Source organism: Shinella zoogloeoides, from assembly GCF_022682305.1.
GTDB classification, from domain to species: domain Bacteria; phylum Pseudomonadota; class Alphaproteobacteria; order Rhizobiales; family Rhizobiaceae; genus Shinella; species Shinella zoogloeoides_B.
The window spans coordinates 390,899-416,939 of record NZ_CP093528.1 but is presented as its reverse complement, the minus strand read 5'-3'; the positions used below and the strand labels follow the sequence as shown (position 1 = coordinate 416,939).

The following is a 26,041-nucleotide window of genomic DNA, read 5'->3' as shown; positions in this document are numbered from 1 at the left end:
CATTTGATTTCTTCCGCACGAGCGCCTATCCCCGTTCTGCTTGAGATATGACTGCCGTCGGCAGAGGACCTGCGCCGAATGACTCTTTCCCGTTTCCTCCGATCGAAGCACTTGGTACGGGCAATCCTCGTCGTCCTCGTCGTCGTCGCGGCCGTGCGCATCGCCTTCCCCTTCCTCGCGCAGACGGAGGCCGTGGAACGCGGCATCGAGCAGACGCTGGAGGACTGGACGGGCGCGGAGGTGCATATCGGCGAGGACGCCGAATTCGCCTTCTGGCCCTATCCGCGCGTGACGCTCCGCAATGTCCGCATCCTCGGCGGCACGGCAGGAGAGGTTGCCTCCGCCGAAACCATCTCGGCCACCTTCGATCTTCTCGGCGCGGCGCGCGGCAAGCCGGCCTTCAGCGATTTCGAGCTTGTCCGACCGGCCATCCATGTCGGCTGGAACGCCGACGGCGTCTTCAACTGGCGGCACAGCGGCTGGCTGATGCAGGCGATCGACGCGACCGCGAAGGCGCCGGAGGGCCAGGCTACGGCAACGCTCACCGACGAGCGCATCGGCACGATCTCGCTTCGCGACGGGGTGCTCGACATCACGCGTGCAAACGGCAGCGTCCACCACATCACCGACATCAACGGCAGCGTCACATGGCCGGCGCTGCGCCAGCGGCTCGATCTCTCGCTTTCCGGCGTCGTCAACGGCGAAATGACCCGCTGGACCTTCGGCTGCGACCAGCCTCTCCTGCTCCTGGCCGGGCGTGACGCGGCCGTGCGCAGCAACCTTGCCGCCGATCCCGCGACCCTCGGCTTCGAGGGCACCGCCAATCTCTCGGACAGGGCCTTCGTCTCCGGCACGGCACAGCTTTCCACGCCCTCGCTCAGCCGCCTGCTCGCCTGGCAGGGCAAGGACATTCCGGCGGTCGGCACCGTCGGGCAGGTCAGCCTGGACGCGACCGTGGCGACGTCCGGTTATGCCGCAAAGCTGGAGAACGTGAAGCTGGCGCTCGACAACGCGCAGGCGAGCGGCGTGCTCGACATCGCCATGCCGCCCGGTGGCGTGCCCCGGGTCGGCGGAACGCTCGCCTTCGACCGGATCGACCTGCGCGCCTTCCTGACGGCCTTTTCGCCGCTGCCGGGCACCGACCCGAACGCGCCGACCATCGACACCGCCTTCATCCATCAGTTCGGCATGGACCTTCGCCTCTCGGCCAAGGCAGCGGAATTCGCCCCCTTCTCCCTGCGGGACCTAGCCGCGGGCATGCGCATCGAGAACGGCCGCGCAACCTTCGACATCGGCGACAGCACCCTTCTCGACGGCCGCCTGACCGGACGCATCGCACTTGCGGAAAACGGTTTCCGCGGCGGTGGCCAGTTGCAGATGTCGCTGGACAATGTGGATATCGGCGGCATCGTCGGGGCGCTCGCCCTGCCCGGCCCCCTGCCGTCGGGCATCGGTTCGGCGGATTTCGAGCTTTCGACGGCCCGCCCGCTCTGGGCGACGACGGTTTCCGACATGTCCGGCCGGTTCAGGCTGCGCATGGGCAGCGGCACGCTCACCCATTTCAACGCGCGGGCCTTTGCCGAGCGCGCGGCGAAGAACGCGTTCTTCAATGTCTCGGAAACCGCAGACGGCACCTTCGACTTCGTGCGCGCCGATGTGGAAGCGCGGCTCGATCGGGGGCTTGCGGAACTCACGAAAGCGGAAATCGAAGGCAGCGAGAAACTGCTGACGCTTTCGGGCATGATCCCCTATCGCACCGGCAGCGTGGCGCTGGTGGGCACGCTCGCCGACCGCATGCCGGCCGGCACCGCCACGGCGGCCAACCCGCCCCTCAGCTTCTTCGTCGGCGGCTCCTGGCCCGAGCCGGTCATCTCGCCGTCCTCGATCCTGACGGGGCAGCCGCCCCGCCAGTAATTACAACTCAACGGCCCGCGAAGGCCGCCTGCTCGTCACGCAGGCGCTGCACCTCGCGGCGCTTGGTCATGATCGAGGCGATGACGACGCCGATGGCGACGAGGCCGATGAGCAGCGTGCAGGCCGCGTTGATTTCCGGCGTCACGCCGAGCCGCACCTGGCTGTAGATCTTCATGGGCAGGGTCGTCGCGCCCGGGCCGGAGGTGAAGCTCGCGATGACGAGGTCGTCGAGCGAGAGCGTCAGGGCCAGCATCCAGCCGGACAGCACGGCCGGCGCGATGATCGGCAGCGTCACCTCGAAGAAAGTCTTCACGGGCGTTGCGCCGAGGTCCAGCGCCGCCTCCTCGACAGAGCGGTCGAAGGAGAGCAGGCGCGACTGCACCACCACCGTCACGAAGCACATCGAGAAGGTGATATGCGCGAGCGTCACCGTCACAAAGCCGCGGTCGAAACCGATAGCGACGAAGAGCAGCAGCAGCGACAGGCCGGTAATGACCTCCGGCATGACGAGCGGCGCATAGACCATGCCGGAGAAAAGCAGCCGGCCGCGGAAGCGCGTGTAGCGGGTAAGCGCCAGCGCCGCCATGGTGCCGAGCGCGGTCGCCACGGTTGCGGAAAGCAGCGCCACGCGGATCGTCACCCAGGCGGCGTCCATGAGGCCCTGGTTGTTGAAGAGCGAGACGTACCATTTCGTCGAGAAGCCGGCCCAGACCGTCACGAGCTTGGACTCGTTGAAGGAGAAGACGACCAGCAGCACGATCGGCAGGTAGAGGAACGCGAAGCCGAGAACGACCGAGACGATGTTGAAACGGGACCAGGTGTTCATGGGCTTACCTTCCCTGCTCTTCGGCCTTGGCCTGCGCATTCTGGAAGAACACGATGGGCACGACCAGAATGAGGAGCAGGATGGTCGCGACGGCGGCCGACACCGGCCAGTCGCGGTTGGCGTTGAATTCGTTCCACAGCGTCTTGCCGATCATCAGCGTCTGCGATCCGCCGAGAAGGTCGGGAATGACGAACTCGCCGACCGCCGGGATGAAGACGAGCATGCAGCCCGCCACGACCCCGGGAATGGAGAGCGGGAAGGTGATCTTCCAGAACGCCGAAATCTGCGGGCAGCCGAGGTCCTGCGCGGCCTCTATCAGCGTGTTGTCCATCTTCTCCAGCGCCGAATAGAGCGGCAATACCATGAAGGGCAGGTAGGAATAGACGATGCCGATATAGATCGCCCAGTTGGTGTTCATGATGATCAGCGGCTCGTCGATGAGACCGATGCCGATGAGGAACTGGTTGAGCAGGCCTTCCGGCTTGAGGATCGCGATCCATGCGTAGACGCGGATGAGGAAGCTCGTCCAGAATGGCAGGATGACGAGCATCAGCAGCGTCGGGCGCAGCGTGCGCGGCGCCTGCGCCATGCCATAGGCGATGGGATAGCCGATCAGCAGCGTTATCAGCGTGGAAACGCCGGCAATCCATAGGCTCGACAGATAGGCGTTGAGATAGAGCGCGTCTTCGGTCAGCCAGATGAAATTGTCGAAATGCAATTGGCCGAGCTTTGCCCACAGGCCGGAAAGGCCATCCGCCAGCAAAAATACCGGCTCATAGGGCGGCTGGGCGATGGCGGTGGTCGACAGCGAGATGCGGAAGACGATGAAGAAGGGGATGAGGAAGAAGAACAGCAGCCAGGCATAGGGGATGATGATGACAAGGCGGCTGAAGATGGCGGAGCCGAGCTTGTTCATCGGTCAATCCTTCAGAACGACGCCGGCCGTCTCGCCGAAGGAGACCCAGACCTTTTCGTCATAGGCGATCGGGTTCTCCACCTCGCGCTGCGCGTTCAGCATCGAGGCCTTGACGACCTTGCCGCTGTCGAGCTTGACGTAGAAGACCGTCATGTCGCCGAGATAGCCGATATCCCATATTTCGCCCTGGGCCGCGTTGACAGTGGCATCCGTCGGCGCATTGCGCGAGACCTTCAGCTTTTCCGGGCGGATCGCGAAGCCCGCCGCGCCGCCCGCCGCCGGAGCGTCGGCCGCCGCGGTGCGGATGGTGAAGCCGTCATTGGCGGCAAGCTCGATCCTGCCGTTGCCGCTTGCCGAGATCTTGCCATCGAGGATGTTCACATCGCCGATGAAATCGGCCACGAAGCGGGAATTCGGCGCCTCGTAGATTTCCGCCGGGGTCGCGACCTGGATGACCTTGCCGTGGCTCATCACAGCAATACGGTCTGCCATGGTCATCGCCTCCTCCTGGTCGTGCGTGACGACGACGAAGGTGAGGCCGAGATCCTGCTGCAGGTCCATCAGCTCGAACTGGGTCTCCTCGCGCAGCTTCTTGTCGAGCGCGCCGAGCGGCTCGTCGAGCAGCAGCACCTTGGGGCGCTTGGCGAGCGAGCGGGCGAGCGCCACACGCTGGCGCTGGCCGCCGGAAAGCTGGTGCGGCTTGCGTTTGGCGAATTTCTCGAGCTTCACCAGCTTCAGCATCTGGGCGACGCGCTCGGCGATCTCGTTCTTCGGCATGCCGTCCTGCCTGAGGCCGAAGCCGATATTGCTCTCCACCGTCATGTGCGGGAAGAGCGCGTAGGACTGGAACATCATGTTGACCGGCCGCTTGTAGGGCGGGATGCCGGCAATGTCCTGGCCGTCGAGGATGATCTCGCCGGAGGTCGGCCGCTCGAAGCCGGCGAGCATGCGCAGGAGCGTGGACTTGCCGCAGCCCGACGCGCCGAGCAGGGCGAAGAACTCGCGGTGATAGATGTTGAGGGTAAGGTCGTCGACGGCGGTGAAATCGCCGAACCGCTTCGTGACGTTCCGGAAGGTGATGAACGGTTTTGCGTCCGGATCCGTCCACGGCGCAAAGGAGCGACGGATATTGCCGAGAGATTTCATTGCCTGTCCCCAACTCTCTTTTTCTGGCAGTCAAATTGAAATTGCCCGGAAGAAGCTTCCGGGCAATTCGGGTCGGACCGGTTACTGGCCGGTCACGATCTTGGTCCAGGTCCGGGTGAACAGGCGCTGGGTTTTCGCGTCCAGCGTCGTGTTGGTGAAGAGCTTCTTCAGCGTCGCCTCATCCGGATAGATCGTCGTGTCCTTGATGATCTCTTCCGGCATCACCGCCTGCGCGGCCTTGTTGCCGTTGGCGTAGTGGATGTAGGTCGAGGCCTTGGCGATCACTTCCGGACGCATGATGTAGTCGAGGAAGGCGTGGGCCTCATCGACATGCGGCGCGTCTGAGGGGATCGCCATCTGGTCGAACCACATCTGCGTGCCTTCCTTCGGGATGAAGTAGCCGACCTCAACGCCGTTGCCGGCCTCTTCCGCGCGGTCGCGGCCCTGGAAGATATCGCCGGACCAGCCGATGGCGATGCAGATATCGCCGTTGGCAAGGCCGTTGATGAATTCCGACGAGTGGAACTTGCGCACGAAGGGCCGGATCTTCAGCAGGGCTTCCTCGGCCTTGGCGATATCCGCCGGATCGTGGCTGTCCGGGTTGAGACCAAGGTAGGCGAGCGTGACCGGGATGATGTCGGTCGGCGAATCCAGCATGTTGATGCCGCAATCCTTGAGCTTCTCGGCATTGGCCGGATCGAAGATCACGCTCCAGCTATCGATCTGGTCCGTGCCGAGCGCTTCCTTGATCTTCGCCTTGTTGAAGCCGATGCCGATCGTGCCCCACATGTAGTTGATCGAATATTCGTTGCCGGGATCGAACGGCTGCATGCGCTCGCTCACCATGTCCCACATGTTCTTGAGGTTCGGCAGCTTGGACTTGTCGAGCTTCTGGTAGACGCCCGCCGCGATCTGACGCTGCAGGAAGGTATTGGTGGGCACGACGACATCATAGCCGGTGCCGCCGGCCAGCAGCTTCGTTTCCAGGATCTCGTTCGAATCGTAGACGTCGTAGACGACCTTGATGCCCGTTTCCTTGGTGAAGTCGTCGATGATCGACGAGTCGATATAATCCGACCAGTTGTAGACGTTGACGACTTTTTCCTGCGCGAGCGCACCGCCCGCCACAAACATCGCAGCCATTGCCGCCGTCGCCAAAAGAGTGCGTCTTTTCATTGATTTTTCTCCCAGTTTCCTTCGCAGGCCTCTGCGTTCGCATGAAGAACCGCCGCCGATTATGGTTGTTTTTTAAGAGGCGACAAGCGGCATTCGACGTAAACGGAGGCTGATTTTTTTATATCACATTGTTCCCATTCCTATCATATTTGAAGCCCTATCGCGGACGGAAAGCAAGCGGAAATTTACTGGAAGTCGAAAAGGCTGAGGCCGGCGACCATTTCATCGAGGCCAAGCGGCCGCGTAACGGGCGGCTCCGCCCGCGCCAGGCAGCCCTGCCGTTCGCAGAGCCGGCAAGCCGTTCCGACGGCGACCGCCGCGTCCCGCCGTACCGCCTCACCGTAAACCGTCTCCTCCGCATGGGCGGCGTCGCAGCCGACCAGCAGTGCGGTGCGCCGCACCCGCTCGGCAAAGACGCCCTGCGGACCTTCCAGCGTGCGCGAGACCGTCAGGAAGGCGGCACCGTCGGGCATTTCCACCCGGTCGACGAGGATTTGGCCCGGCTGGGAAAAGGCGGAATGCACGCCGAGCTTGGGACAGCCGCCGCCGAACCGCGCCTGCGGAAAGCCCTGCCCGCCCGCCCGCCGGAAACGGTTGCCGGCATTGTCTATCTCCAGCAGGAAGAAGGGCACGCCCGCCTTGCCGGGGCGCTGAAGCATCGTCAGCCGGCTCGCCGCCTGCTCGAAGGAGACGGAAAAGCGGGCGCGCAGCACATCGATATCACAGCGCGCGCGCTGCGCCGTCGAATGGAAGGCCTCGTAGGGCATCATCAGAGCGTGGGCGGCGTAACGCGCCAGCTCGAAGCGGGCGATGCGCTTCGCCTCGGCGGTCGACAAAGCGAGCAGGTCGAGTTCCGCGAAAATCTCATCCTGCAAGGCGAGCTGCACCGTCTCCATGGCGATCTCGCGCACCTGATCGAAGGGCGACAGGCGCTCCGACAGGAAGAGGCGCATGGAGTGCCGGTCGAAACGGCGGCGCAGGTTCGGCATGGTATGAACGGGCAACAGGCGCACGACGACGCCGTGCTCCTTGCGCAGCCAGCCCTTGAGGGCGCTCGCCAGATCGTCGCCCGGCGCGAGCGCGGCATGGAAACGCTCGGCCGCCTCATCGATGGCGGCGAAATAGTTGGGCCGGCCTTCCAGTTTGTCGCGCACCTCGTCCATCGGCAGCAAGGCACCCGAGAGCGTCGTGGCATGCCCCTCCCGGGCGAGGAGGTCGGCAAGATCGGTGAGGCGCGCGGCCTGCTCGCGGTAGGCGCGGTAGAGCTTGAGGATACCGCTCGCCACATTGGGCGCGGCATCGGCGATCTCCACCAGCTCGTGATCGCCCGGCAGCTCGCCGGCAAGCAGCGGATCGGCGAAGACCTCGCGGAGCTGGCGCGCATTGCCGGCGCTCTCACCCTGCAGCTCGTCGAGATCGACCTTGTAGACGGAGGCAAGGCGCAGGAGGAGCTGCACGGTCAGCGGCCGCTGGTTACGCTCGATGAGATTCAGATAGGACGGCGAGATGGAAAGCCCCTCGGCCATCGCCGTCTGCGTGAGGCCGAGGGTATTGCGGATGCGCCGGACCTTCGGGCCGGCAAAGATCTTGTTCTCTGCCATATGTCAAATCCTTTACACGGCCAGGCCGCCGGTCAATTTTACAGATTTTACTTTTTTACAGACCGCTCCTGTCAAAGACAAGACATCATTACCCGATTACAGCGCTGATTTTCCGGTTTTCTCTCGCGCTATTGTGCGGCGCGATGTAAATACTGTCACATGAAATCGGGGCAGCGAGAGAGCCAGCATCCGATCCAGAGACACCGCATTGGAGGATATTATGACCGACTTTTACAATCTCGTCCCGAGCGCGCCGAAGGGCCGTTTCGACGGTATCGAGCGCCCCTACACGGCCGAGACGGTCGAGAAGCTGCGCGGCTCGGTCCAGATCCGCCACACGCTGGCCGAGAACGGCGCGAACCGCCTGTGGAAGCTCATCCACGAGGAGGATTTCGTCAACGCACTCGGCGCGCTCTCGGGCAACCAGGCCATGCAGATGGTCCGCGCCGGCCTGAAGGCGATCTATCTCTCCGGCTGGCAGGTTGCCGCCGACGCCAATACGGCCTCGGCCATGTATCCCGACCAGTCGCTCTATCCGGCAAACGCCGCTCCCGAGCTTGCCAAGCGCATCAACCGCACGCTGCAGCGCGCCGACCAGATCGAGACGGCGGAAGGCAACGGCCTTTCGGTCGACACCTGGTTCGCACCCATCGTCGCCGATGCGGAAGCCGGCTTCGGCGGCCCGCTCAACGCCTTCGAGATCATGAAGGCCTTCATCGAGGCGGGCGCCGCCGGCGTCCACTTCGAAGACCAGCTCGCATCGGAAAAGAAGTGCGGCCATCTCGGCGGCAAGGTTCTGATCCCGACCGCCGCCCATATCCGCAACCTCGATGCCGCGCGCCTTGCCGCCGACGTCATGGGCGTGCCGACGCTGATCGTCGCCCGCACGGACGCCGAGGCCGCCAAGCTCCTGACCTCCGATATCGACGAGCGCGACCAGCCCTTCGTCGACAAGGACAAGGGCCGCACGGTCGAGGGCTTCTACCAGGTCAAGAACGGCATCGAGCCGTGCATCGCCCGCGCCATCTCCTATGCGCCGCATTGCGACCTGATCTGGATGGAGACCGGCAAGCCGGACCTAGAACAGGCCCGCAAGTTCGCCGAGGCCGTGCACAAGGCCCATCCCGGCAAGCTGCTCGCCTACAATTGCTCGCCGTCGTTCAACTGGAAGAAGAACCTCGACGACGCGACGATCGCCAAGTTCCAGCGCGAGCTGGGTGCGATGGGCTACAAATTCCAGTTCATCACGCTCGCCGGCTTCCACCAGCTCAATTTCGGCATGTTCGAGCTGGCGCGCGGCTACAAGGAGCGCCAGATGGCCGCCTATTCGGAGCTGCAGGAAGCGGAATTCGCCGCCGAGATCAACGGCTACACCGCGACCAAGCACCAGCGTGAAGTCGGCACCGGCTATTTCGACGCCGTCTCCATGGCGATCACCGGCGGCCAGTCTTCCACGACCGCCATGCATGAATCGACCGAGCACGAGCAGTTCCGCCCGGCCGCCGAATAACCCGATCCGTCACCTTTCAAGAACCCCATAGAGCCGCATTTCCTGCGACGGCAGGCGTACCGCCTGCCTGCAAAATGCTCAGAAGAGGAGAAATGCCATGACAGTCCAGACCCGCGTCAAGGAACGAGCCGAAGAGCAGGCTTCCGCCATGACCCCCGACCAGCAGGCCATGATCCGCATGGTCGCCAACGACCTGCACCGCCTCAACCAGTCCGTCATGAAGGCGGTCGAGGCCGGCGTCTCGGTGGAACTCGTCCGCTCCGCCCGCCATCACGGCGGAGAGGGCAACTGGGGCGACCTGCTGATCCCGGTCATCGTGACGCAGGGTCGCGGCTGATCAAGGCATAGTCCAGTCAAGGAAAATCCCCGGCGTTCCCTGCGCCGGGGATTTTTCGTTCGGCGGATTTTCCGCGCGTCAGCCTTCCACCTTGATGACGTTCGACCGGAACATGCGCGTGAAGAACGTGCGGTCCGAGAGGTTGGCCAGCACAGCCGCGATGACGGCCGTCGCGGCCACGGCGAAGACGACCCGCGCGACAAGCACGCTGTAGATGTCCGCGCCGAGAGCGAGCACGATCAGCGTGTCCTCGATCACGCTATGCGCGAAGCCCATGAAGACGCAGGACAGGAAGATCTGCCGCGGCGACACCGCGCCCGATTGCGCCTCGCGGATCAGCAGGCCCGCGCCATAGGAGATGCCGAGGAACAGGCCGACGGCGGTGAGATGCTCCGCCTCGCCCCGGATGCCGGCCAGCCGCAGCACCGGCGACAGGGCTTTCATCAGGAGGGCCAGCACGCCCGTCACCTTGAGGATTTCGAGGCCCCAGGACAGGACGACGAGGATGACGAGCATCCAGAGCATGGTTTCCGCAAGGCCCCGTAGATACTCCAGCCAGTCGGGCGTCGCGCTGATCGGGATCCAGGCGGGAGCGACCGGCGCGGACAGCCAGCCCGTGGCCGAAAAGACCTGGTGCAGCAGGAAGGCGAAAAGCAGGCCGCCGGCAAAGCGCAGCGCGGTCGAGACGACAATGCCCGGGCCCGCCTGCTGGATGATCTTCTGCTCGATGGGCAGGGCGTGCCCGAACAGGATGAGCGCCGAGAAGATCGTGACGTCCGCCACGCTGAGCGAAGAGACGGGAACGAGCGTGAAGAGGAGCGGCACGGCGCCCCAGATCCCGATGAGCATGCCCGTCAGCCAGGCCAGCCCCAGCTCCGGGGGAAGCCCGACGAGATTCATGACCGGCGCGAAAACAGGCGTCATAGCCTTGATCACGCCCATGCGCGCCAAAAACTCCGTCGCCAGCGCGATAGGGACGGTGATGCGGACAAGCACCCAGTAGACATCGAGGGTTTCCTTGGTCTTCTGCAGGGCTGTGGCGAAGAACGGCATCTGAGGCTCCTTCCGTTGGCTGGATTTTCCTAACCCGGGCCGCTTCGCAGTTTCGGTCAAAGATTGCAGGATGGTGCAATTTTATTGCAAAGATGGCGAAGGCGCCTATGCTGCCGGCATGGATCGGATCGACCGGAAACTGCTGAACCTCCTGCAGCGCGATGCATCGCGCACCAATGTCGACATGGCGGACGAGGTTGGACTGTCACCCTCCAGTTGCCTGCGCCGCACGCAACGGCTGCGCAAGTCGGGCGTGATCGACCGCATCGTCGCGATCCTGAACCCGGCCAGGGCCGGCCGCATGATCAAGGCCATCGTCACGGTGGAGTTGAAGCTGCATGGCGAGCAGCATATGCGCCGCTTCCTGGACGTCGCCGTCGCGGAGGATGCCGTCGCGCAGGCCTATGCCGTCACGGGCGAGACGGACGTCATCCTGATGCTGCGCCTGCACGACATGGAGGAATATGTCGCCCTCTGCGACAGGCTGTTCAGCGACGAGCACAATGTCGCGCGGTTCTTCACCATGGTGGTCATCCGCACGGCGAAGGAGGAGACCGCGATCCGGCTGTGACCGGGATATCGCCGGTCACGCAAAACCCCCGGCGCGTTTTCCGCGCACCGGGGGCTGTCGTTTCATCGCAGACGCGGAAATCAGGCCGCGCGGTTAAGGCCCTGGTCGTCCGCTTCGAGGCGGAACTGTTCGACCAGCATCATCAGCGTATCGGCGTCGCCCGCGAGCTTGCGGCTAGCGGCCGTCGTCAGGTCCACCATCGAGGCGTTCTGCTGGGTCATCTGGTCCATCTGGTTGACGGAGCCATTGACCTCCTGCAGCGCCGCCGCCTGGTCGCGGCTCGCCGTCGCCATCATGTCCACATGCTGGCTGACGGTGACGATCTGCTCGCTGATCGAAGCGAGCACAGCGCCCGTCTCCTGCACCAGATGCGAACCGGCGCTGACCTCGTTCGTCGATTTCTCGATGAGGCCCTTGATCTCCTTTGCCGCCTGCGCCGAGCGTTGGGCAAGCTCGCGCACCTCCTGCGCCACCACCGCGAAGCCCTTGCCGGCGTCGCCGGCACGGGCTGCCTCGATGCCGGCATTGAGGGCGAGCAGGTTCGTCTGGAAGGCGATATCGTCGATCACCTCGATGATCTGCTCGATCTGGCGCGAAGCTCCCTCGATGCGGCCCATGGCGGCAATCGCGTTGTTGACGACCGCGGCGGAACTGTCGGCGCTGCGCTTCGTCGTGCCGACGACCACATTCGCCTCGTGCGCCCGCTCGGCGGAGGAGCGAACCGTGACCGTGATCTGCTCGACGGCGGCGGCGGTCTCCTCCAGCGAGGAGGCCTGTGCCTCGGTACGCTTGGAAAGCGCATCGGCCGATTGCAACATATCCGAGCCGCTGCGCTGGATCGACATCGCATTGGTGCGGATCTGGCCGAGCGTGTCGTGCAGGCGCTCCAGCGAGACGTTGAAGTCCCGGCGAAGCTGTTCTAGGCGGCCGGTGAAGGGCGTGTCGATCTGGCGCGACAGGTCGCCCTGCGCAAGACGGCCAAGACCGGCGGCGAGCGCGTTTACGGCGAAGTCGATGTCGCGGTCGAGGGACTGCTTCTCGGCGTCGTTGCGGGCGCGCTCGGCTTCCGCCGCCGCGCGCTGCTGTTCGCTTTCCTCCTCGATGCGGATCTTCGACAGGGCATTTTCCTTGAAGACACCGAGGGCGCGGGCCATGTCGCCGATCTCATCGGCGCGGCCTTCGCCGGAAATACCGGTGTCGAGGAAGCCGTCCGCCAGCCGGCGCATCGCGCCGGTGATCTGGCCGATCGGCCCCTTCAGCGTCAGCACGAGGGCGATGCCGGCGAGGACGGCGATGGCCGCACCCGCGACGGTCGCGAGAACAGAGACCTGGTTGGCCTTCTCGCGCTCGGTGCCGGCGCTGGTCTTCTGCTCCTCGGCGAACTGGCTGAGCAGGTTCCAGATCGTATCGATCGACTGACCGGCGGCCTCGAACTGGGCGGCGCGCTCGGTGCTGATCTTCACGAGCTCGGCGCTGTCGGCCTCGATGCGCTCCAGCAGCTTCGGCAGCGTCTCGTCCACGGCGGCGAAGAACGGCTGGTCGCTGGCCGCGCCGCGCAGACCGTTCATGTCGATGCGCATGATGGCGAGATTGCCGGTGAGCTTGACGCGGTTCTCCGGCGAGGTCTCGCCGAGGAAGCGCGCGGCGGCGACCTCGATATCGTCGATGGAGGAGACGAGCTTGCGCGTGGAGCCGAGAACGGCCTCCGACTTGATGATCGGCGTGTCGAGTTCGTTGAAGATGCGGGTCGCCTCGCGCATCTTCGCGGCGGCGGCGCCCTGAAGCTGGATGGTAACCTGACGGAAGCGGTTCACACGGCGGGCGATTTCCGGCACGGTGACGCTCGCCGGATCGGTCGACTTGAGCAGCGCGCCGAGTTCGTCGATCGTGTTGCGGATGGTGATCAGCACGACCGTCTGGTTCTTCGGCAGGATCATCGAGATCGAGCGCTCGGTCTTGCTGAAGAGCGGGTAGCGCTCGCGGACAACCTTCAACTGCTCCTCGGGCGTCGCGCCCCGGCTGAATTCGGAGAGGAAATCGCCGAAGAACTTGCTGGCATTGGTCAGGCGCTCGGCCTCGCGCAGCATGATCTTCGCGGCGTTCTCGTTCTGGCGCACCGAGCGCTGGAGCTTCGTCGCCTCGTCGAGAATCTTCACCTGCTCGCTGGAGAGCGTGTTGAGGTTCTTCGTCATGGTCTCGTGCAGGCCGACTTCGTTCACATAGAGCGTCCAGAGACCGTCCATGCGCGCCTGGATATCCTTGGTCTGCGCTTCGGCATCGACCAGCTTGGACCGGTCGGCATCAGGCGCCAGGCTATCCATCGTGGCCCGCAGAACCTCGCCCTGCGCCGTCAGGCGCTCGTGGACGGCATCGCGATTGGCCTCCGTCGTATCCTGCAGGAAGCGGTTCATGCCCGCATAGACATCCTTGAAGCCGCTCAGCGACTGGAGGACGCTGTTGGAAATCTCCATGCGGCCCTGCAGCAGACCGGACGCATAAAGCCCGGTGAAGCCGACGGCGCAAATGCTGAGAACGAACGGCAGGATGAAGACCAGAACCTTGGTCTGGATCTTGAACCGGGCGAGAATCTTATCGATGAACATGGCGGGACATCCGTTGTCGGCGTGCTCCACCCCTGCCCTTTGCGGGCCTCCCCAGGATTCGGACGCCGGATTACCGACTTTCATGCGGCTGCAATGCCGCGCATCCGGGGGAGCAATCATTGCCAGCCGCACGCCATCCTTCGGGACGACGCGGCATCCGGAACCCTATCGGGCGATATTCGGCGGCAATCTTTAAAATTCCATCACCGCTTAAACCGATTTATGACTATCGGCGGCGTCAGGACGCGAGAAAGGCGAGAAGCGCGGCGAGGCTGGCGGCGAGCGCGCAATTGACGCTTATGGCGAACAAGCGGCGGCGGCTTTCCTCGACGGCGGCGATGGCTATGGCGCGGGCAGGGCGGTTTCCTTGAGGCATGCGGCGATACTCCGTTACGCGAAACAGGTAACCCGGATGATCCGGCCAGCCGGCCCACATCATGTTGCTCCCCTCCCCGCAGGGACGGAAAACGCCGACATGTCCCGAGCATCCGCCGCAAGATGTTAAAGGACGGTAAAGGCCGGGGCGAATCTCAGGCTTCCTGCCCCGCCGCGTGGCCAGAGGCCCAGGCCCACTGGAAATTGTAGCCACCGAGCCAGCCTGTCACATCCACCGCCTCGCCGATGAAATAGAGGCCCGGCACGGCCTTAGCCGCCATGCTGCGGGAATCGAGCGCGCCCGTGTCGACGCCGCCGAGGGTGACTTCCGCCGTGCGATATCCTTCCGAGCCGGGCGGGCGCAGGCGCCAGGCCTTGAGACGCTGGAGCAGCGCGTCGATGCGCTTGCCGGGCTGTTCGGCCAGCGGCCCGTCGATGCCCAGTTCCGTGACGAAGAGCTGCGCGAGCTTCCTCGGCATATGCTCGGCCAGTACCGTCTGCACGGCCTGTCGCCCGTTCTGTCGCCGCGCGGCGGCGATCACGGCCGTAAAATCGACATCGGGGCAGATGGCGAGAGCGATCTCCTCGCCTTCTCGCCAATAGGACGAAATCTGCAGGATGGCAGGGCCGCTGAGGCCGCGATGGGTGAACAGCGCAGCCTCACGGAATTCCGTCTTGCCGTGGCGGGCGATCACCTCGACGGCAACGCCCGGCAGGCCCTCATGGGCGGCAAGCGTCGCCGGATCCAGCATCAGGGGAACGAGGCCGGCGCGGGTTTCCAGAACAGGCAGGCCAAACTGCTCGGCGATGCGGTAGGCAAAGCCGGTCGCGCCCATTTTCGGGATCGACTTGCCGCCGGTCGCGATTACCAGCGATGCGGCCTCGACCGTCCCGTTTTCCGTGACGATCCGGAAGGATGCACCGTCATGCTCGACGGCGGAGATGGGCATCGAAAGACGCAGTTCCGCGCCAACGGCCTTCATCTCGGCCAGCAGCATGGCGACGATGTCCTTCGCCGAATTGTCGCAGAAGAGCTGGCCCAGCGTCTTCTCGTGCCAGGGGATGCGGTGGCGCTCGACAAGATCGAGGAAGTCGCGCGGCGTATAGCGCGCGAGCGCCGACTTGCAGAAATGCGGATTGGCCGAGAGGAAGTTCTTCGGCCCGGCATGGATGTTGGTGAAGTTGCAGCGGCCGCCGCCCGAGATGCGGATCTTCTCGCCGGGCGCGCGGGCAAGGTCGAGCACGAGCACGCGCCGTCCGCGCCGCCCCGCCTCGATGGCGCACATCATGCCCGCCGCGCCCGCTCCGATGATGACGACGTCCCGCCGTTCCGCCACGTACTCGATCCCCGTTTTGCCTTCCATTCGGCCATAACGGGTGAAAGTCAACTGCCACGCCGCACGTAAATTCCCGGAAAAATCGCGCTTTCTACCCCCCGGGGGGAGCTAGCAAAGGCTAAAACACCAGCTATGATGGTACATCGTCAACCAAACCCGGTGCCTCATGCCGTCCAAAAAGAAAGTCGTTACTCCCACCATCGAAAAGGCCGCACGCTCCACGAAAATCCCTCCCGCCATCAGCGTGCCGCGCGGGGTAAAGACCTGGAAGGACGCCGCAGACTGGCTTCGCGCCCGCGGCATCGAGGACATAGAATGCATCACGCCCGACCTCGCCGGAGTGCCGCGCGGGAAAATGATGCCGTCTTCGAAATTCACCTCGAACACGTCGCTGGCGCTGCCCTCCGCGCTCTACCGCCACACGATTTCCGGCGATTACCCGGAAGAGACCGGCAATTTCCGCTACGAGCCGCGCGACAGCGACCTCAAGCTCGTGCCGGATCTTTCCACGCTCTCCGTCGTGCCGTGGGAAACCGATCCGACCGCGCAGGTCATCTGCGACATCGTCGGCTCGACCGGCGAGAACGTGCCCTATACCCCGCGCAACGTGCTGAAGAACGTCGTGAAGATGTATAGCGACCGCGGCTGGAAGCCGGTCGTCGCGCCCGAGATCGAATTCTATCTCGTCGCCGTCAATGACGACCCGGACTATCCGCTGCACCCGCCGAAGGGCCGCTCCGGCCGCGCCATCCAGGGCGGACAGGGCTATTCCATCGCCGGCATCAACGAGTTCGACGAGCTGATCGACGACATCTACCACTTCTCCGAACGGCAGGGTCTCGAGATCGATACCCTGATCCACGAGGAGGGACCGGCGCAGCTCGAGATCAACCTGCGCCACGGCGATCCCATCGAGCTTGCCGACCAGGTGTTCCTGTTCAAGCGCACGATCCGCGAGGCGGCGCTGAAGCACGGCATCTACGCCACCTTCATGGCCAAGCCCATGCAGGGACAGGCGGGCTCCGCCATGCATATCCACCAGTCGGTGGTGGAGATCGGGACCGGAAAGAACGTCTTCTCCAATCCGGATGGATCGGCATCGAAGGAATTCTTCCACTTCATCGGCGGCATGCAGGCCTATGTACCGAAGACGCTCGTGATGATGGCGCCCTATGTGAACTCCTACCGCCGCCTGACGCCCGACATGTCCGCCCCGGTGAACAACGCCTGGGGCTACGACAACCGCACGACGGCCTTCCGCGTGCCGGTGTCGGACGCCGCGGCGCGGCGTGTCGAGAACCGCCTGCCCGGCTCGGACGCCAATCCGTATCTGGCGCTCGCGGCCTCACTCGGCTGCGGCCTGCTCGGCATCATGAACCAGATCGAGCCGACCGCGCCGACGGAGGACACCGCCAACGAGGGATCGATCGACCTGCCGCGCGGCCTGCTGGAAGCCGTGTCGCTGCTCGAATCCGATCCCACGCTGGCCGACGTGCTGAGCCCGGAGTTCATCGGCCTTTATGCCGGCGTCAAGCGGGGCGAGTTCGAGACCTTCATGCAGGTGATCAGCCCCTGGGAACGCGAGTTCCTGCTGCTCAACGTCTGAGCGGCCGGCGGTCCGGGCCGCCTGAAGAGACCAGACCCTGAGAGCGGCGGCGCCCCGGCGCGCCGCTGCACCCTCTTGAACATGAGTGTGTGCAATGCCCTGGCAAAGCCCGATTTCCCCCGGCGTCTCCTGGTATGAGGCAAGCGTCGGCGAGCGCCCCGAATATGCGGCCCTCGACGGCTCCGTCGAGACCGACGTCGCCATCGTCGGCGGCGGCTTCACCGGCCTGCAGGCCGCCTACAATCTTGCGAGGAAAGGCGTGCGCGTCACGCTCATCGAGGCGCATCGCTTCGGCGACGGCGCATCGGGCCGCAACGGCGGCCAGCTTGGCACCGGCCAGCGCGCCGAGGCGGAGGAGATGGAAGCCGAGTTCGGCTTCGAGCGCGCCAAGGCCCTCTTCGACATGGCCGAGGACGCCAAGCGCCACATCCACGACTTCGCCAGCTCTCAGAACCTCGATATCGATTATGTGCCCGGCCAGCTCAATGTCAGCCACAAGGCGAGCTTCGAGAAGGATTTTCGCGATCACGTCGAAATCGCCGCGACGCGCTATAACTACCCGCACATGACCTACATGGACCGCGCCGAGACAGAGGAGCGCGTCGGCTCCAAGCGCTTCTTCTTCGGCCTGCGCGACACCGGCACCGGCCATATCCACCCGATGAAACTGCTGGTCGGCGTCGCCCGCGCCGCGAAAGAAGCGGGCGCCAGCCTGCATGAGAAGACCCCCGCCCTGAAGATCGAGCGGGCCGGCGGCAAGGCGGTGATCACCACCGCCAGGGGCACCATCCGCGCCGACAAGGCGCTGATCGCCTGCAACGCCTATATCGGCGACCTGGAACCGAAGACGGCGGCTCATGTCATGCCGATCCGCTCCTTCATCGGCGCGACCGTACCGCTCGACAAGTTCCCCTCGGTCATTCCCGGCGGCGAAGCCATCGCCGACACGCGGTTCGTCGTGCGCTATTTCCGCAAGACCCGCGACGGCCGGCTGCTCTTCGGCGGGCGCGAGGCCTATTCCGAAAATCTCGACGACATGACACCGCCCATCCGCCGGCAGATCGAGGAAGTCTATCCGGAACTGAAGGGCATCGAGCTTACCCACGCCTGGGGCGGCTCCGTCGGCATCACCATGCCGCGCAAGCCCTATGTGCGCGAGGTCCTGCCCGGCATCACAACGATCGGCGGCTATTCCGGCCACGGCGTCATGCTGTCGAATTATTGCGGCAAGCTCTACGCGGACGAGGTGACCGGCGGCAGCAGTCAGCTCGACCTGTTGAAGGCCCTGAAAATCCCGGCCTTCCCGGGTGGTGCGCGCTTGCGCTCGCCGCTCCTCTTCCTCGCCATGACATGGTATGCGATGCGCGACCGGCTCTGACCGACACGGAAAAACCGATTTTGTTGCGTTGCATGCTGGTGTTTTTAAATCGATTAGATTATAACACCCGGCAACAGAACGAGATCGAGATATCCGATGAGCAGCCAGATCATTCCCGTTGAGCCTTTCGACTATGTCGTCTTCGGCGGAACCGGCGACCTTGCGGAACGCAAGCTCCTTCCGGCCCTCTACCACCGGCAGCTCGCCGGCCAGCTTTCGGACCCGACGCGCATCATCGGCGCGTCGCGCACCGCCTTCACGGACGAGGAATACCGCAAGTTCGCGGTCGATGCGCTGAAGGAACACCTGAAGGCAGAGGAATTCGACGACGCGCAGGTCAAGACCTTCTGCGACCGGCTGTTCTATGTGGCGGTCGACGCCAAGTCCGACCAGGGCTGGGACAAGCTGAAGGAATTGCTGGACGAGGGCAAGGACCGCGTGCGCGCCTTCTATCTCGCCGTGGCCCCCGCCATCTTCGGCGACATCTCGGAGAAGATCCGCGATCACAAGATGATCACCAAGCAGACGCGCATCGTCGTCGAAAAGCCGATCGGCCGCGATCTTGCCTCCGCCAATGAGCTGAACAACACGATCGGCAAGGTCTTCCACGAAGAGCAGATCTTCCGCATCGACCACTATCTCGGCAAGGAGACGGTGCAGAACCTGATGGCGCTTCGCTTCGCCAACGCGCTCTACGAGCCGCTGTGGAACTCCGCCCATATCGACCATGTGCAGATCACGGTCGCCGAATCGGTCGGCCTCGAAAGCCGCGCCGGCTACTACGACAAGGCGGGCGCGCTGCGCGACATGGTGCAGAACCATATCCTCCAGCTGCTCTGCCTCGTGGCGATGGAAGTGCCCTCCTCCATGGACGCCGAGGCCGTGCGCGACGAGAAGCTGAAGGTGCTGCGCGCCCTGAAGCCCATCGACCAGTACAATGTCGAGCGCCTCACCGTGCGCGGCCAGTATCGCGCCGGCGCCTCTGCGGGCGGCCCGGTCAAGGGTTACCTGGAAGAGCTGGAAGGCGGCGTTTCCAACACGGAGACCTTCGTCGCCGTCAAGGCCGAGATCGGCAACTGGCGCTGGGCGGGCGTGCCCTTCTACATCCGCACGGGCAAGCGCCTTGCCGCGCGCATGTCGGAGATCGTCATCACCTTCAAGCCGATCCCGCATTCGATCTTCGATCCCTCGGCGGGCCGCATCGAAGCCAACCAGCTCATCATCCGCCTGCAGCCGGACGAGGGCGTCAAGCAGTCGCTGATGATCAAGGACCCCGGTCCAGGCGGTATGCGCCTGCGCAACGTCTCGCTCGACATGAGCTTTGCCGAGGCCTTCGACGCGCGTAATGCCGATGCCTACGAGCGCCTTTTGCTCGACGTCATCCGCAACAACCAGACGCTCTTCATGCGCCGCGACGAAGTGGAAGCCGCATGGCGCTGGGTCGACCCGATCCTGAAAGCCTGGGAAGCGACAGGCCAGCAGGCGCAGGGCTACACCGCCGGCACCTGGGGCCCGAGCCAGGCCATCGCCCTCATCGAGCGCGACGGCCGCACCTGGCACGAAACGTAAGGAAGGCCGATGAGCGCTGAAATGCACGAATTCAAGGATGGCGCGGCATTGGCCGAAGGGCTGGCGGACAAGGTTGCCGCCACGCTGACGGACGCCATCGCCGCGCGCGGCCGCGCGACCATCGCGGTCTCGGGCGGCTCCACGCCCAAGGCCTTCTTCAAGGCGCTCTCCGGCCGCGATATCGACTGGTCCAAGGTTACGGTGACGCTCGTCGACGAGCGCTTCGTGTCGGCGGACAATCCCCGCTCGAACCACCTGCTCGTCGCCGATAACCTGCTGCAGGACAAGGCGAAGGCCGCACACTTCCTGCCGCTCTACCGGGACGCGGGCAGCGCGGAAGAGGCGGCGAAGATCGCCTCCGCCGACGCCGCAAGCCTCGGCCATCCCTTCGACGTCGCAATCCTCGGCATGGGAACGGACGGCCACACCGCCTCGTTCTTCCCCCGCGGCAGCCGGCTCGCCGAAGCGATCTCGGCCGAAACACCGCGCGGCGTGATCACCATGGAAGCGGAGGGCGCGGGCGAAACCCGCCTCACCTTCACCTTCGCCAGCCTTCAGGATGCCCGCCTTCTGGTGCTGCATATCGAGGGGCAGGGCAAGAAGGACGTTCTGGCCGCCGCTGAGGCGGACGGACCGGAGGAGGACATGCCGATCCGCGCCATTCTGCGGCGCGCGGCAACGCCGCTCGACATCTACTGGGCACCCTAGCGCGCCCGGCCGGCTGAAGCCGAATACGACTGGCGCCGCAGGACGCCGCTACCCGCGGATGGCGCAGCTTTCCCGCTCGTCCTGCCGTGCAAACACGCAATCGAGGAAGTCAGGATAACTCCCATGTCCGCCGACAAGCGCATCGAAGCCATCACCGCCCGCATCGTCGAACGTTCGAAGCCGCATCGCCAGCCCTATCTGGAACGCGTGCGCGCCGCCGCCTCCAAGGGCGTGCACCGCGCCGTGCTCTCCTGCGGCAACCTCGCGCACGGCTTTGCCGTCTGTTCCCCCGCCGAGAAGGACGCGCTCGCCGGCGACCGCGTCCCGAACCTCGGCATCATCACCTCCTATAACGACATGCTATCGGCCCACCAGCCGTTCGAGACCTATCCCGCCCTCATTCGCGAGGCGGCACGGGAAGCGGGCGGCGTGGCGCAGGTGGCCGGCGGCGTGCCCGCCATGTGCGACGGCGTCACCCAGGGCCAGCCGGGTATGGAACTCTCGCTCTTCTCGCGTGACCTGATCGCCATGGCGGCCGGCGTCGGCCTGTCGCACAACATGTTCGACTCGGTCGTCTATCTCGGCGTCTGCGACAAGATCGTGCCGGGCCTCACCATCGCCGCGCTGACCTTCGGGCACCTGCCCGCCGTCTTCATCCCCGCGGGTCCCATGACCTCCGGCCTGCCGAACGACGAGAAGACCCGCGTGCGCCAGCTCTATGCCGAAGGCAAGGCCGGCCGCGCCGAGCTGCTGGAGGCCGAGTCCAAGTCCTATCACGGCCCCGGCACCTGCACGTTCTACGGCACCGCGAACTCCAACCAGATGCTGATGGAGATCATGGGCTTCCACATGCCCGGCGCCTCCTTCATCAATCCCGGCACGCCGCTGCGTGACGCGCTGACCAGGGAAGCCGCCAGGCGGGCGCTCGCCATTACCGCGCAGGGCAACGAATTCACGCCGGCCGGCGAGATGATCGACGAGCGCTCCATCGTCAACGGCGTCGTGGGCCTCCACGCCACCGGCGGCTCGACCAATCACACGCTGCACCTTCTCGCCATGGCGCGCGCCGCCGGCATCGTACTGACATGGAAGGACATTTCCGACCTTTCCGACGTCGTACCGCTGCTTGCCCGCGTCTATCCGAACGGCCTTGCCGACGTGAACCATTTCCACGCGGCCGGCGGCATGGGCTTCCTCATCCAGGAACTGCTGAAGACCGGCATGCTGCATGACGATGTGCGCACCGTTTACGGCCAGGGCCTTCAGGCCTACGCCATCGATCCCCGCCTCGGCGAGAACGGCACGGTGCACCGCGAACCCGCGCCGAAGGTCAGCCACGACCCGAAGGTTCTCGCCAGTATCGAGACCCCCTTCCAGCCGACCGGCGGCCTCAAGATGCTGACCGGCAATATCGGCAGCGCCGTCATCAAGATATCCGCCGTCAAGCCGGAGCGCCACGTCATCGAAGCGCCGGCAAAGGTCTTCCACGACCAGCAGGAACTCAACGTCGCCTTCAAGAACGGGGAGCTGACGGGTGATTTCATCGCCGTCGTGCGCTTCCAGGGCCCCAAGTCGAACGGCATGCCGGAACTGCACAAGCTGACCACCGTGCTCGGCATCCTGCAGGATCGCGGCCAGAAGGTCGCCCTTCTTACGGACGGCCGCATGTCCGGCGCTTCCGGCAAGGTGCCGGCCGCGATCCACGTCACGCCCGAGGCGGTGGACAACGGCCCCATCGGCCGCATCCGTAACGGCGACATGATCCGCCTCGACGCCACGCACGGCACAATCGAGGTTCTGGTCGACGCCGCGGAATTCGCCGCCCGCCCGCAGGCGGCGGCTGACCTTTCCGGCAACGAATTCGGCATGGGCCGCGAACTCTTCGCCCCCTTCCGCGCGATTGCAGGACCGGCGGATCACGGGGCGAGCGTGCTGTTCGCGTAAGCGGGCGAATGGCCCCTCATCCCGCTGCCGCGACCTTCTCCCCGCAAGCGGGGCGAAGGGACATTGCCGCACGGTTTTCCTTCAATCGCAGGGAAAGCATCGCCACGATTTCCTTCTCCCCGCCTGCGGGGAGAAGGTCGCGGCAGCGGGATGAGGGGCTCCCCCCTAACTATCAGCTATAGATATCCAGCGTCCGGCCCTGATGATTCCGGTGCGTCGAGTAGACGAAGATGCGCTGGAGGTCCTTGTCGGACAGAAGCCGCAGGAAGCGGGCCTCGACCACGTCGTTGGGATAGACGCGCTGTGTCAGGCAGCCGATCATCGGGATGCGGGCGCTGACGATATCGAGATAGAAGTTGCGCGGAAGCTGGAACTTCGAGGTCATGGTGAGGACCGCGCCGCTGCGCGACAGCTTGATGATCACCCCGCGCCGCGAGACGAGGTTGACGATGCCGCCGGTCTCGGTGAACTCGATGCGGGCCTCGTTGCAGGTGTCCTCCATCGGGAAACTCTTCTCCCGATCGTACATGAAGGACTCTTCCTTGTTCAGGTAACTGCCCCGCGACGCCTGATCCTGAAAACGCATATGCCCGATGCCCCCCGGCATGATCAATTCCGGGAAAAAGACTAGGCATGAACGCTTAACATCGGGTTGAGCGGCAGGGCAAAATCCTGCCGCCCAGGGGACAAATCAGACGGCCCGATAGCTCTTGCCGGCAGCGTCGAAGAGATGCAGCTTGGTCCTGTCCGCCGTGAAGCGCACCTTCTCGCCGCGCTTGACATTGAGGATGCCGGGAATCTTGGCGATGATCGGCTCGCCCTGAACGAGGCCGTCGATATAGAGCAGCGTCACCTCGCCCAGCGCCTCGACGATGGAGACGGTGCCTTCGAAGAGGAAATCGTCGCCGGTCGTGATCTCCAGGTCCTCCGGCCGCACGCCGAAGCTTGCCGTCTTGCCGATCTCCGACGCCGCCGTCGCGATGCCGACGCCGCAGGTGCGCCCACCGGTCAGCTCCAGTGCGGTCGTCTCGCCGGCCGCGGTGATCTTCGCCGGGATGATGTTCATGGCCGGCGAGCCGATGAAGCGGGCGACGAAGAGGTTCGCCGGGCGCTCGTAGAGTTCCAGCGGCGGGCCGACCTGCTCGATATGGCCGGCCGAGAGCACGACGATACGGTCGGCGAGCGTCATCGCCTCCACCTGGTCATGCGTCACGTAGATCATCGTCGTGTCGGCCATCTGCTCGTTAAGCTTGGCGATCTCGATGCGGGTGGCGACGCGCAGGGCGGCGTCGAGGTTCGACAGCGGCTCGTCGAAGAGGAAGACTTTCGGATTGCGGCAGATGGCACGGCCGATGGCGACGCGCTGGCGCTGGCCGCCAGACAGCGCCTTGGGCAGGCGGTCGAGATACTTTGTGAGCTGAAGGATATCGGCGGCCGAACGCACGCGGCGGTCGATCTCCTCCTTGCTTTCCCCCGCGATCCGCATGCCGAACGCCATGTTGTCGTAGACGGTCATGTGCGGGTAGAGCGCGTAGGACTGGAAGACCATGGCGATGCCGCGCTTGGAGGGCGGCACGTCGTTGACGCGCTCGCCGTCGATCGTCATGTCGCCGCCGGTGATCTCCTCCAGGCCCGCGATCATGCGCAGCAGCGTCGACTTCCCGCAGCCGGACGGGCCGACGAAGACGATGAACTCGCCCTGCTTGATATCGAGATCGATGCCGTGGATCACGTCCACCGAACCGTAGGACTTGCGGATATCCTTGAGAACCAGCCCTGTCATTTCCATACTCCCCTTAAGTCCGTTATACGAAGCGGGCGAAGAACCCGCTCCAGGCCGGAAGTTCGATATTTTCCTCATGCATCACGCTGTCGAAGCCATGCCCTTCCAGCGCTTCCAACGTGCCGGCCGGCAGGTCGGCAAGGCGCGCGACGGGACTCATGTTGAAGGCGCAGAAGACCTTCTCGTTACCATGCGTGCGCACGAAGGACAGCACCGCGCCCTCGGCGACATGAAATTCGATCTCGCCCTTCACCAGGGCCACATGCTCCTTGCGGAAGGCGAGGAAGCGGCGATAGTGCGCCAGAACCGATGCCTCGTCACCCTCCTGCACGTTGACGGCCCGTTCCAGATGGGCGGCCGGCACCGGCAGCCAGGGCTTGCCGAGGCTGAAGCCGCCGGATTGCTGGCGACCGTCCCAGACCATCGGCGTGCGGCAACCGTCGCGCCCTTTGAAATCCGGCCAGAACTGGATGCCGTAGGGATCCTGAAGATCCTCGTAGGCGAGCTCGGCTTCCGGCAAGGCCAGCTCCTCGCCCTGATAGATGCAGACGGAGCCGCGCAGTGACATGAGGAGGCTAGCCAGCAGCTTGGCATGCGCATCGTGGTCGGTGACGGCAGTGCCCCAGCGGCTGACATGGCGCATGACGTCATGGTTGGAGAAGGCCCAGCAGACCCATCCTTCGGGCGCGGCCTTTTCCAGCGCGTGCTGCGTCTCGGCAACGAAGGCCGGCGTCAGCGGATCGGGCGCCAGGAACTCGAAGGCGTAGCACATGTGCATCTTGTCGCCGCCGGACGTGTATTCGCCGGCAATTTCAAGGCCGCGCTGGCTGTCGCCTACCTCGCCGACGGCGGCAATCGCCGGGAACTCCTCCATGACGGCGCGGAAGCGCTTCAGGAACTCCAGGTTCTCCGGCTGGTTCTTGTCGTAGATATGTTCCTGATAGTTGTAGGGATTCACGGCAGGCGCGGTCTGGGCATTGCGGCGCTCGGGGGCGAGCGACGGGTTGTCGCGCAACTCCTTGTCGTGGAAGTAGAAGTTGATCGTGTCGAGGCGGAAGCCGTCGACGCCGCGTTCCAGCCAGAAGCGGGCGACCGAAAGCAGCGCGTCCTGAACCTCGGGATTGTGCAGGTTGAGGTCGGGCTGCGAGGTCAGGAAGTTGTGCATGTAATATTGCAGGCGCGTCGGATCCCACTGCCAGGCGGAACCGCCGAAGATCGACAGCCAGTTGTTCGGCGGCGTGCCGTCGGGCTTCGAATCCGCCCAGACATACCAGTCGGCCTTGGGATTGGTGCGGCGCGAGCGGCTCTCGACGAACCAGGGGTGCTTGTCCGATGTGTGCGATAGCACGAGGTCGATCATCACGCGGATGTTGAGGCGATGGGCCTCGGCAATCAGCGCGTCGAAATCGGCCAGCACGCCGAAGATCGGGTCAACGTCCTGATAGTCCGAGACGTCGTAGCCGAAATCCTTCATCGGCGAGGTGAAGAAGGGCGATATCCAGATCGCATCCGCCCCGAGGGAGGCGACATGGGCGAGCCGTTCGGTGATACCCTTGAGGTCGCCAATCCCGTCGCCGTTGGTGTCCTGGAAGGAGCGCGGATAGATCTGGTAGATCACCGCGCCGCGCCACCAGTCCTTGTCCGGCGTGAGAAGAGTGGAATCCAACGTCGTCATTCTTGTTTCCTGC

At 64.6% G+C, this 26,041-nt stretch carries 21 protein-coding genes; 9 read left to right on the top strand and 12 right to left on the bottom strand.

Annotation, left to right across the window (positions count from 1 at the left end; all coding sequences use genetic code 11):
* Positions 1-78: 78 nt before the first annotated feature.
* Positions 79-1,914 (top strand): AsmA family protein, encoded by a 1,836-nt coding sequence (locus MOE34_RS02095; RefSeq protein ID WP_242220399.1) that lies wholly within the window; start codon positions 79-81, stop codon positions 1,912-1,914.
* Positions 1,915-1,921: 7 nt separating this feature from the next.
* Here MOE34_RS02095 and MOE34_RS02090 read toward each other — a convergent pair whose 3' ends face one another.
* The 5 genes from MOE34_RS02090 to MOE34_RS02070 all read right to left on the bottom strand — a co-directional run bounded on the left by MOE34_RS02090 (position 1,922) and on the right by MOE34_RS02070 (position 7,579).
* Positions 1,922-2,740 carry an ABC transporter permease subunit gene (locus MOE34_RS02090; RefSeq protein WP_242220397.1) on the bottom strand — a complete coding sequence of 273 codons (819 nt, stop codon included), beginning with the start codon at positions 2,738-2,740 and terminating at the stop codon, positions 1,922-1,924.
* Positions 2,741-2,744: 4 nt separating this feature from the next.
* Positions 2,745-3,656 carry an ABC transporter permease subunit gene (locus MOE34_RS02085; RefSeq protein WP_242220395.1) on the bottom strand — a complete coding sequence of 304 codons (912 nt, stop codon included), beginning with the start codon at positions 3,654-3,656 and terminating at the stop codon, positions 2,745-2,747.
* Between the two features lie 3 nt (positions 3,657-3,659).
* Entirely contained in the window at positions 3,660-4,802 is a 1,143-nt protein-coding gene (locus MOE34_RS02080) for an ABC transporter ATP-binding protein (protein WP_242220393.1), read from the bottom strand.
* 81 nt (positions 4,803-4,883) lie between these two features.
* Complete coding sequence (locus MOE34_RS02075) at positions 4,884-5,978, bottom strand: polyamine ABC transporter substrate-binding protein (RefSeq protein WP_431522403.1); 1,095 nt, start codon at positions 5,976-5,978, stop codon at positions 4,884-4,886.
* A 185-nt stretch (positions 5,979-6,163) separates the two neighbouring features.
* Positions 6,164-7,579 (bottom strand): helix-turn-helix domain-containing protein, encoded by a 1,416-nt coding sequence (locus tag MOE34_RS02070; RefSeq protein ID WP_242220390.1) that lies wholly within the window; start codon positions 7,577-7,579, stop codon positions 6,164-6,166.
* A gap of 220 nt (positions 7,580-7,799) precedes the next feature.
* On the opposite strand from MOE34_RS02070, the gene aceA reads away from it, so the two are divergent.
* Together aceA and MOE34_RS02060 are read left to right on the top strand one after the other, a co-directional pair.
* Positions 7,800-9,089 carry an isocitrate lyase gene (aceA, locus tag MOE34_RS02065; RefSeq protein WP_117368275.1) on the top strand — a complete coding sequence of 430 codons (1,290 nt, stop codon included), beginning with the start codon at positions 7,800-7,802 and terminating at the stop codon, positions 9,087-9,089.
* Positions 9,090-9,186: 97 nt separating this feature from the next.
* On the top strand, positions 9,187-9,426 hold the full coding sequence (locus tag MOE34_RS02060) for an SMc00767 family acetate metabolism repressor (protein WP_023516665.1): 240 nt from the start codon (positions 9,187-9,189) through the stop codon (positions 9,424-9,426).
* Between the two features lie 78 nt (positions 9,427-9,504).
* Here MOE34_RS02060 and MOE34_RS02055 read toward each other — a convergent pair whose 3' ends face one another.
* On the bottom strand, positions 9,505-10,479 hold the full coding sequence (locus MOE34_RS02055) for a nucleoside recognition domain-containing protein (RefSeq protein ID WP_242220388.1): 975 nt from the start codon (positions 10,477-10,479) through the stop codon (positions 9,505-9,507).
* Between the two features lie 118 nt (positions 10,480-10,597).
* On the opposite strand from MOE34_RS02055, the gene MOE34_RS02050 reads away from it, so the two are divergent.
* Positions 10,598-11,050: an Lrp/AsnC family transcriptional regulator gene (locus tag MOE34_RS02050; protein WP_242223698.1), complete on the top strand. Its 453-nt coding sequence runs from the start codon at positions 10,598-10,600 to the stop codon at positions 11,048-11,050.
* Positions 11,051-11,130: 80 nt separating this feature from the next.
* Here MOE34_RS02050 and MOE34_RS02045 read toward each other — a convergent pair whose 3' ends face one another.
* From MOE34_RS02045 to MOE34_RS02035, 3 genes are all read right to left on the bottom strand, one after another.
* On the bottom strand, positions 11,131-13,653 hold the full coding sequence (locus MOE34_RS02045) for a methyl-accepting chemotaxis protein (protein ID WP_242220386.1): 2,523 nt from the start codon (positions 13,651-13,653) through the stop codon (positions 11,131-11,133).
* A 238-nt stretch (positions 13,654-13,891) separates the two neighbouring features.
* A complete protein-coding gene (locus tag MOE34_RS02040) occupies positions 13,892-14,092 on the bottom strand; it encodes a hypothetical protein (RefSeq protein ID WP_242220384.1) in 201 nt (66 codons plus the stop codon).
* A 91-nt stretch (positions 14,093-14,183) separates the two neighbouring features.
* Positions 14,184-15,365, bottom strand: a complete 1,182-nt coding sequence (locus MOE34_RS02035) for an NAD(P)/FAD-dependent oxidoreductase (protein ID WP_242220382.1) — start codon at positions 15,363-15,365, stop codon at positions 14,184-14,186.
* A 166-nt stretch (positions 15,366-15,531) separates the two neighbouring features.
* On the opposite strand from MOE34_RS02035, the gene MOE34_RS02030 reads away from it, so the two are divergent.
* The 5 genes from MOE34_RS02030 (at position 15,532) to edd (ending at position 22,570) form a co-directional block, all read left to right on the top strand.
* The gene (locus tag MOE34_RS02030) at positions 15,532-16,971 is read left to right on the top strand and encodes a glutamine synthetase family protein (RefSeq protein ID WP_242220380.1); all 1,440 of its coding nucleotides are present in this window, start codon (positions 15,532-15,534) and stop codon (positions 16,969-16,971) included.
* A gap of 94 nt (positions 16,972-17,065) precedes the next feature.
* Complete coding sequence (locus MOE34_RS02025) at positions 17,066-18,349, top strand: NAD(P)/FAD-dependent oxidoreductase (protein ID WP_242220378.1); 1,284 nt, start codon at positions 17,066-17,068, stop codon at positions 18,347-18,349.
* A 96-nt stretch (positions 18,350-18,445) separates the two neighbouring features.
* Positions 18,446-19,918, top strand: a complete 1,473-nt coding sequence (gene zwf, locus MOE34_RS02020; RefSeq protein WP_242220376.1) for a glucose-6-phosphate dehydrogenase — start codon at positions 18,446-18,448, stop codon at positions 19,916-19,918.
* Positions 19,919-19,927: 9 nt separating this feature from the next.
* Complete coding sequence (gene pgl / locus MOE34_RS02015; protein WP_242220374.1) at positions 19,928-20,626, top strand: 6-phosphogluconolactonase; 699 nt, start codon at positions 19,928-19,930, stop codon at positions 20,624-20,626.
* Positions 20,627-20,749: 123 nt separating this feature from the next.
* Complete coding sequence (gene edd / locus MOE34_RS02010) at positions 20,750-22,570, top strand: phosphogluconate dehydratase (RefSeq protein WP_242220372.1); 1,821 nt, start codon at positions 20,750-20,752, stop codon at positions 22,568-22,570.
* 172 nt (positions 22,571-22,742) lie between these two features.
* Here the strand turns inward: edd and MOE34_RS02005 are convergent, their stop codons facing one another.
* The 3 genes from MOE34_RS02005 to MOE34_RS01995 form a co-directional block, all read right to left on the bottom strand.
* Entirely contained in the window at positions 22,743-23,156 is a 414-nt protein-coding gene (locus MOE34_RS02005; protein ID WP_242223696.1) for a hypothetical protein, read from the bottom strand.
* A gap of 105 nt (positions 23,157-23,261) precedes the next feature.
* Positions 23,262-24,353 carry an ABC transporter ATP-binding protein gene (locus tag MOE34_RS02000; RefSeq protein ID WP_242220370.1) on the bottom strand — a complete coding sequence of 364 codons (1,092 nt, stop codon included), beginning with the start codon at positions 24,351-24,353 and terminating at the stop codon, positions 23,262-23,264.
* 22 nt (positions 24,354-24,375) lie between these two features.
* Positions 24,376-26,028, bottom strand: coding sequence for an alpha-glucosidase family protein (locus MOE34_RS01995; protein WP_242220368.1), 1,653 nt, complete (start codon positions 26,026-26,028; stop codon positions 24,376-24,378).
* Between the last annotated feature and the right edge of the window lie 13 nt (positions 26,029-26,041).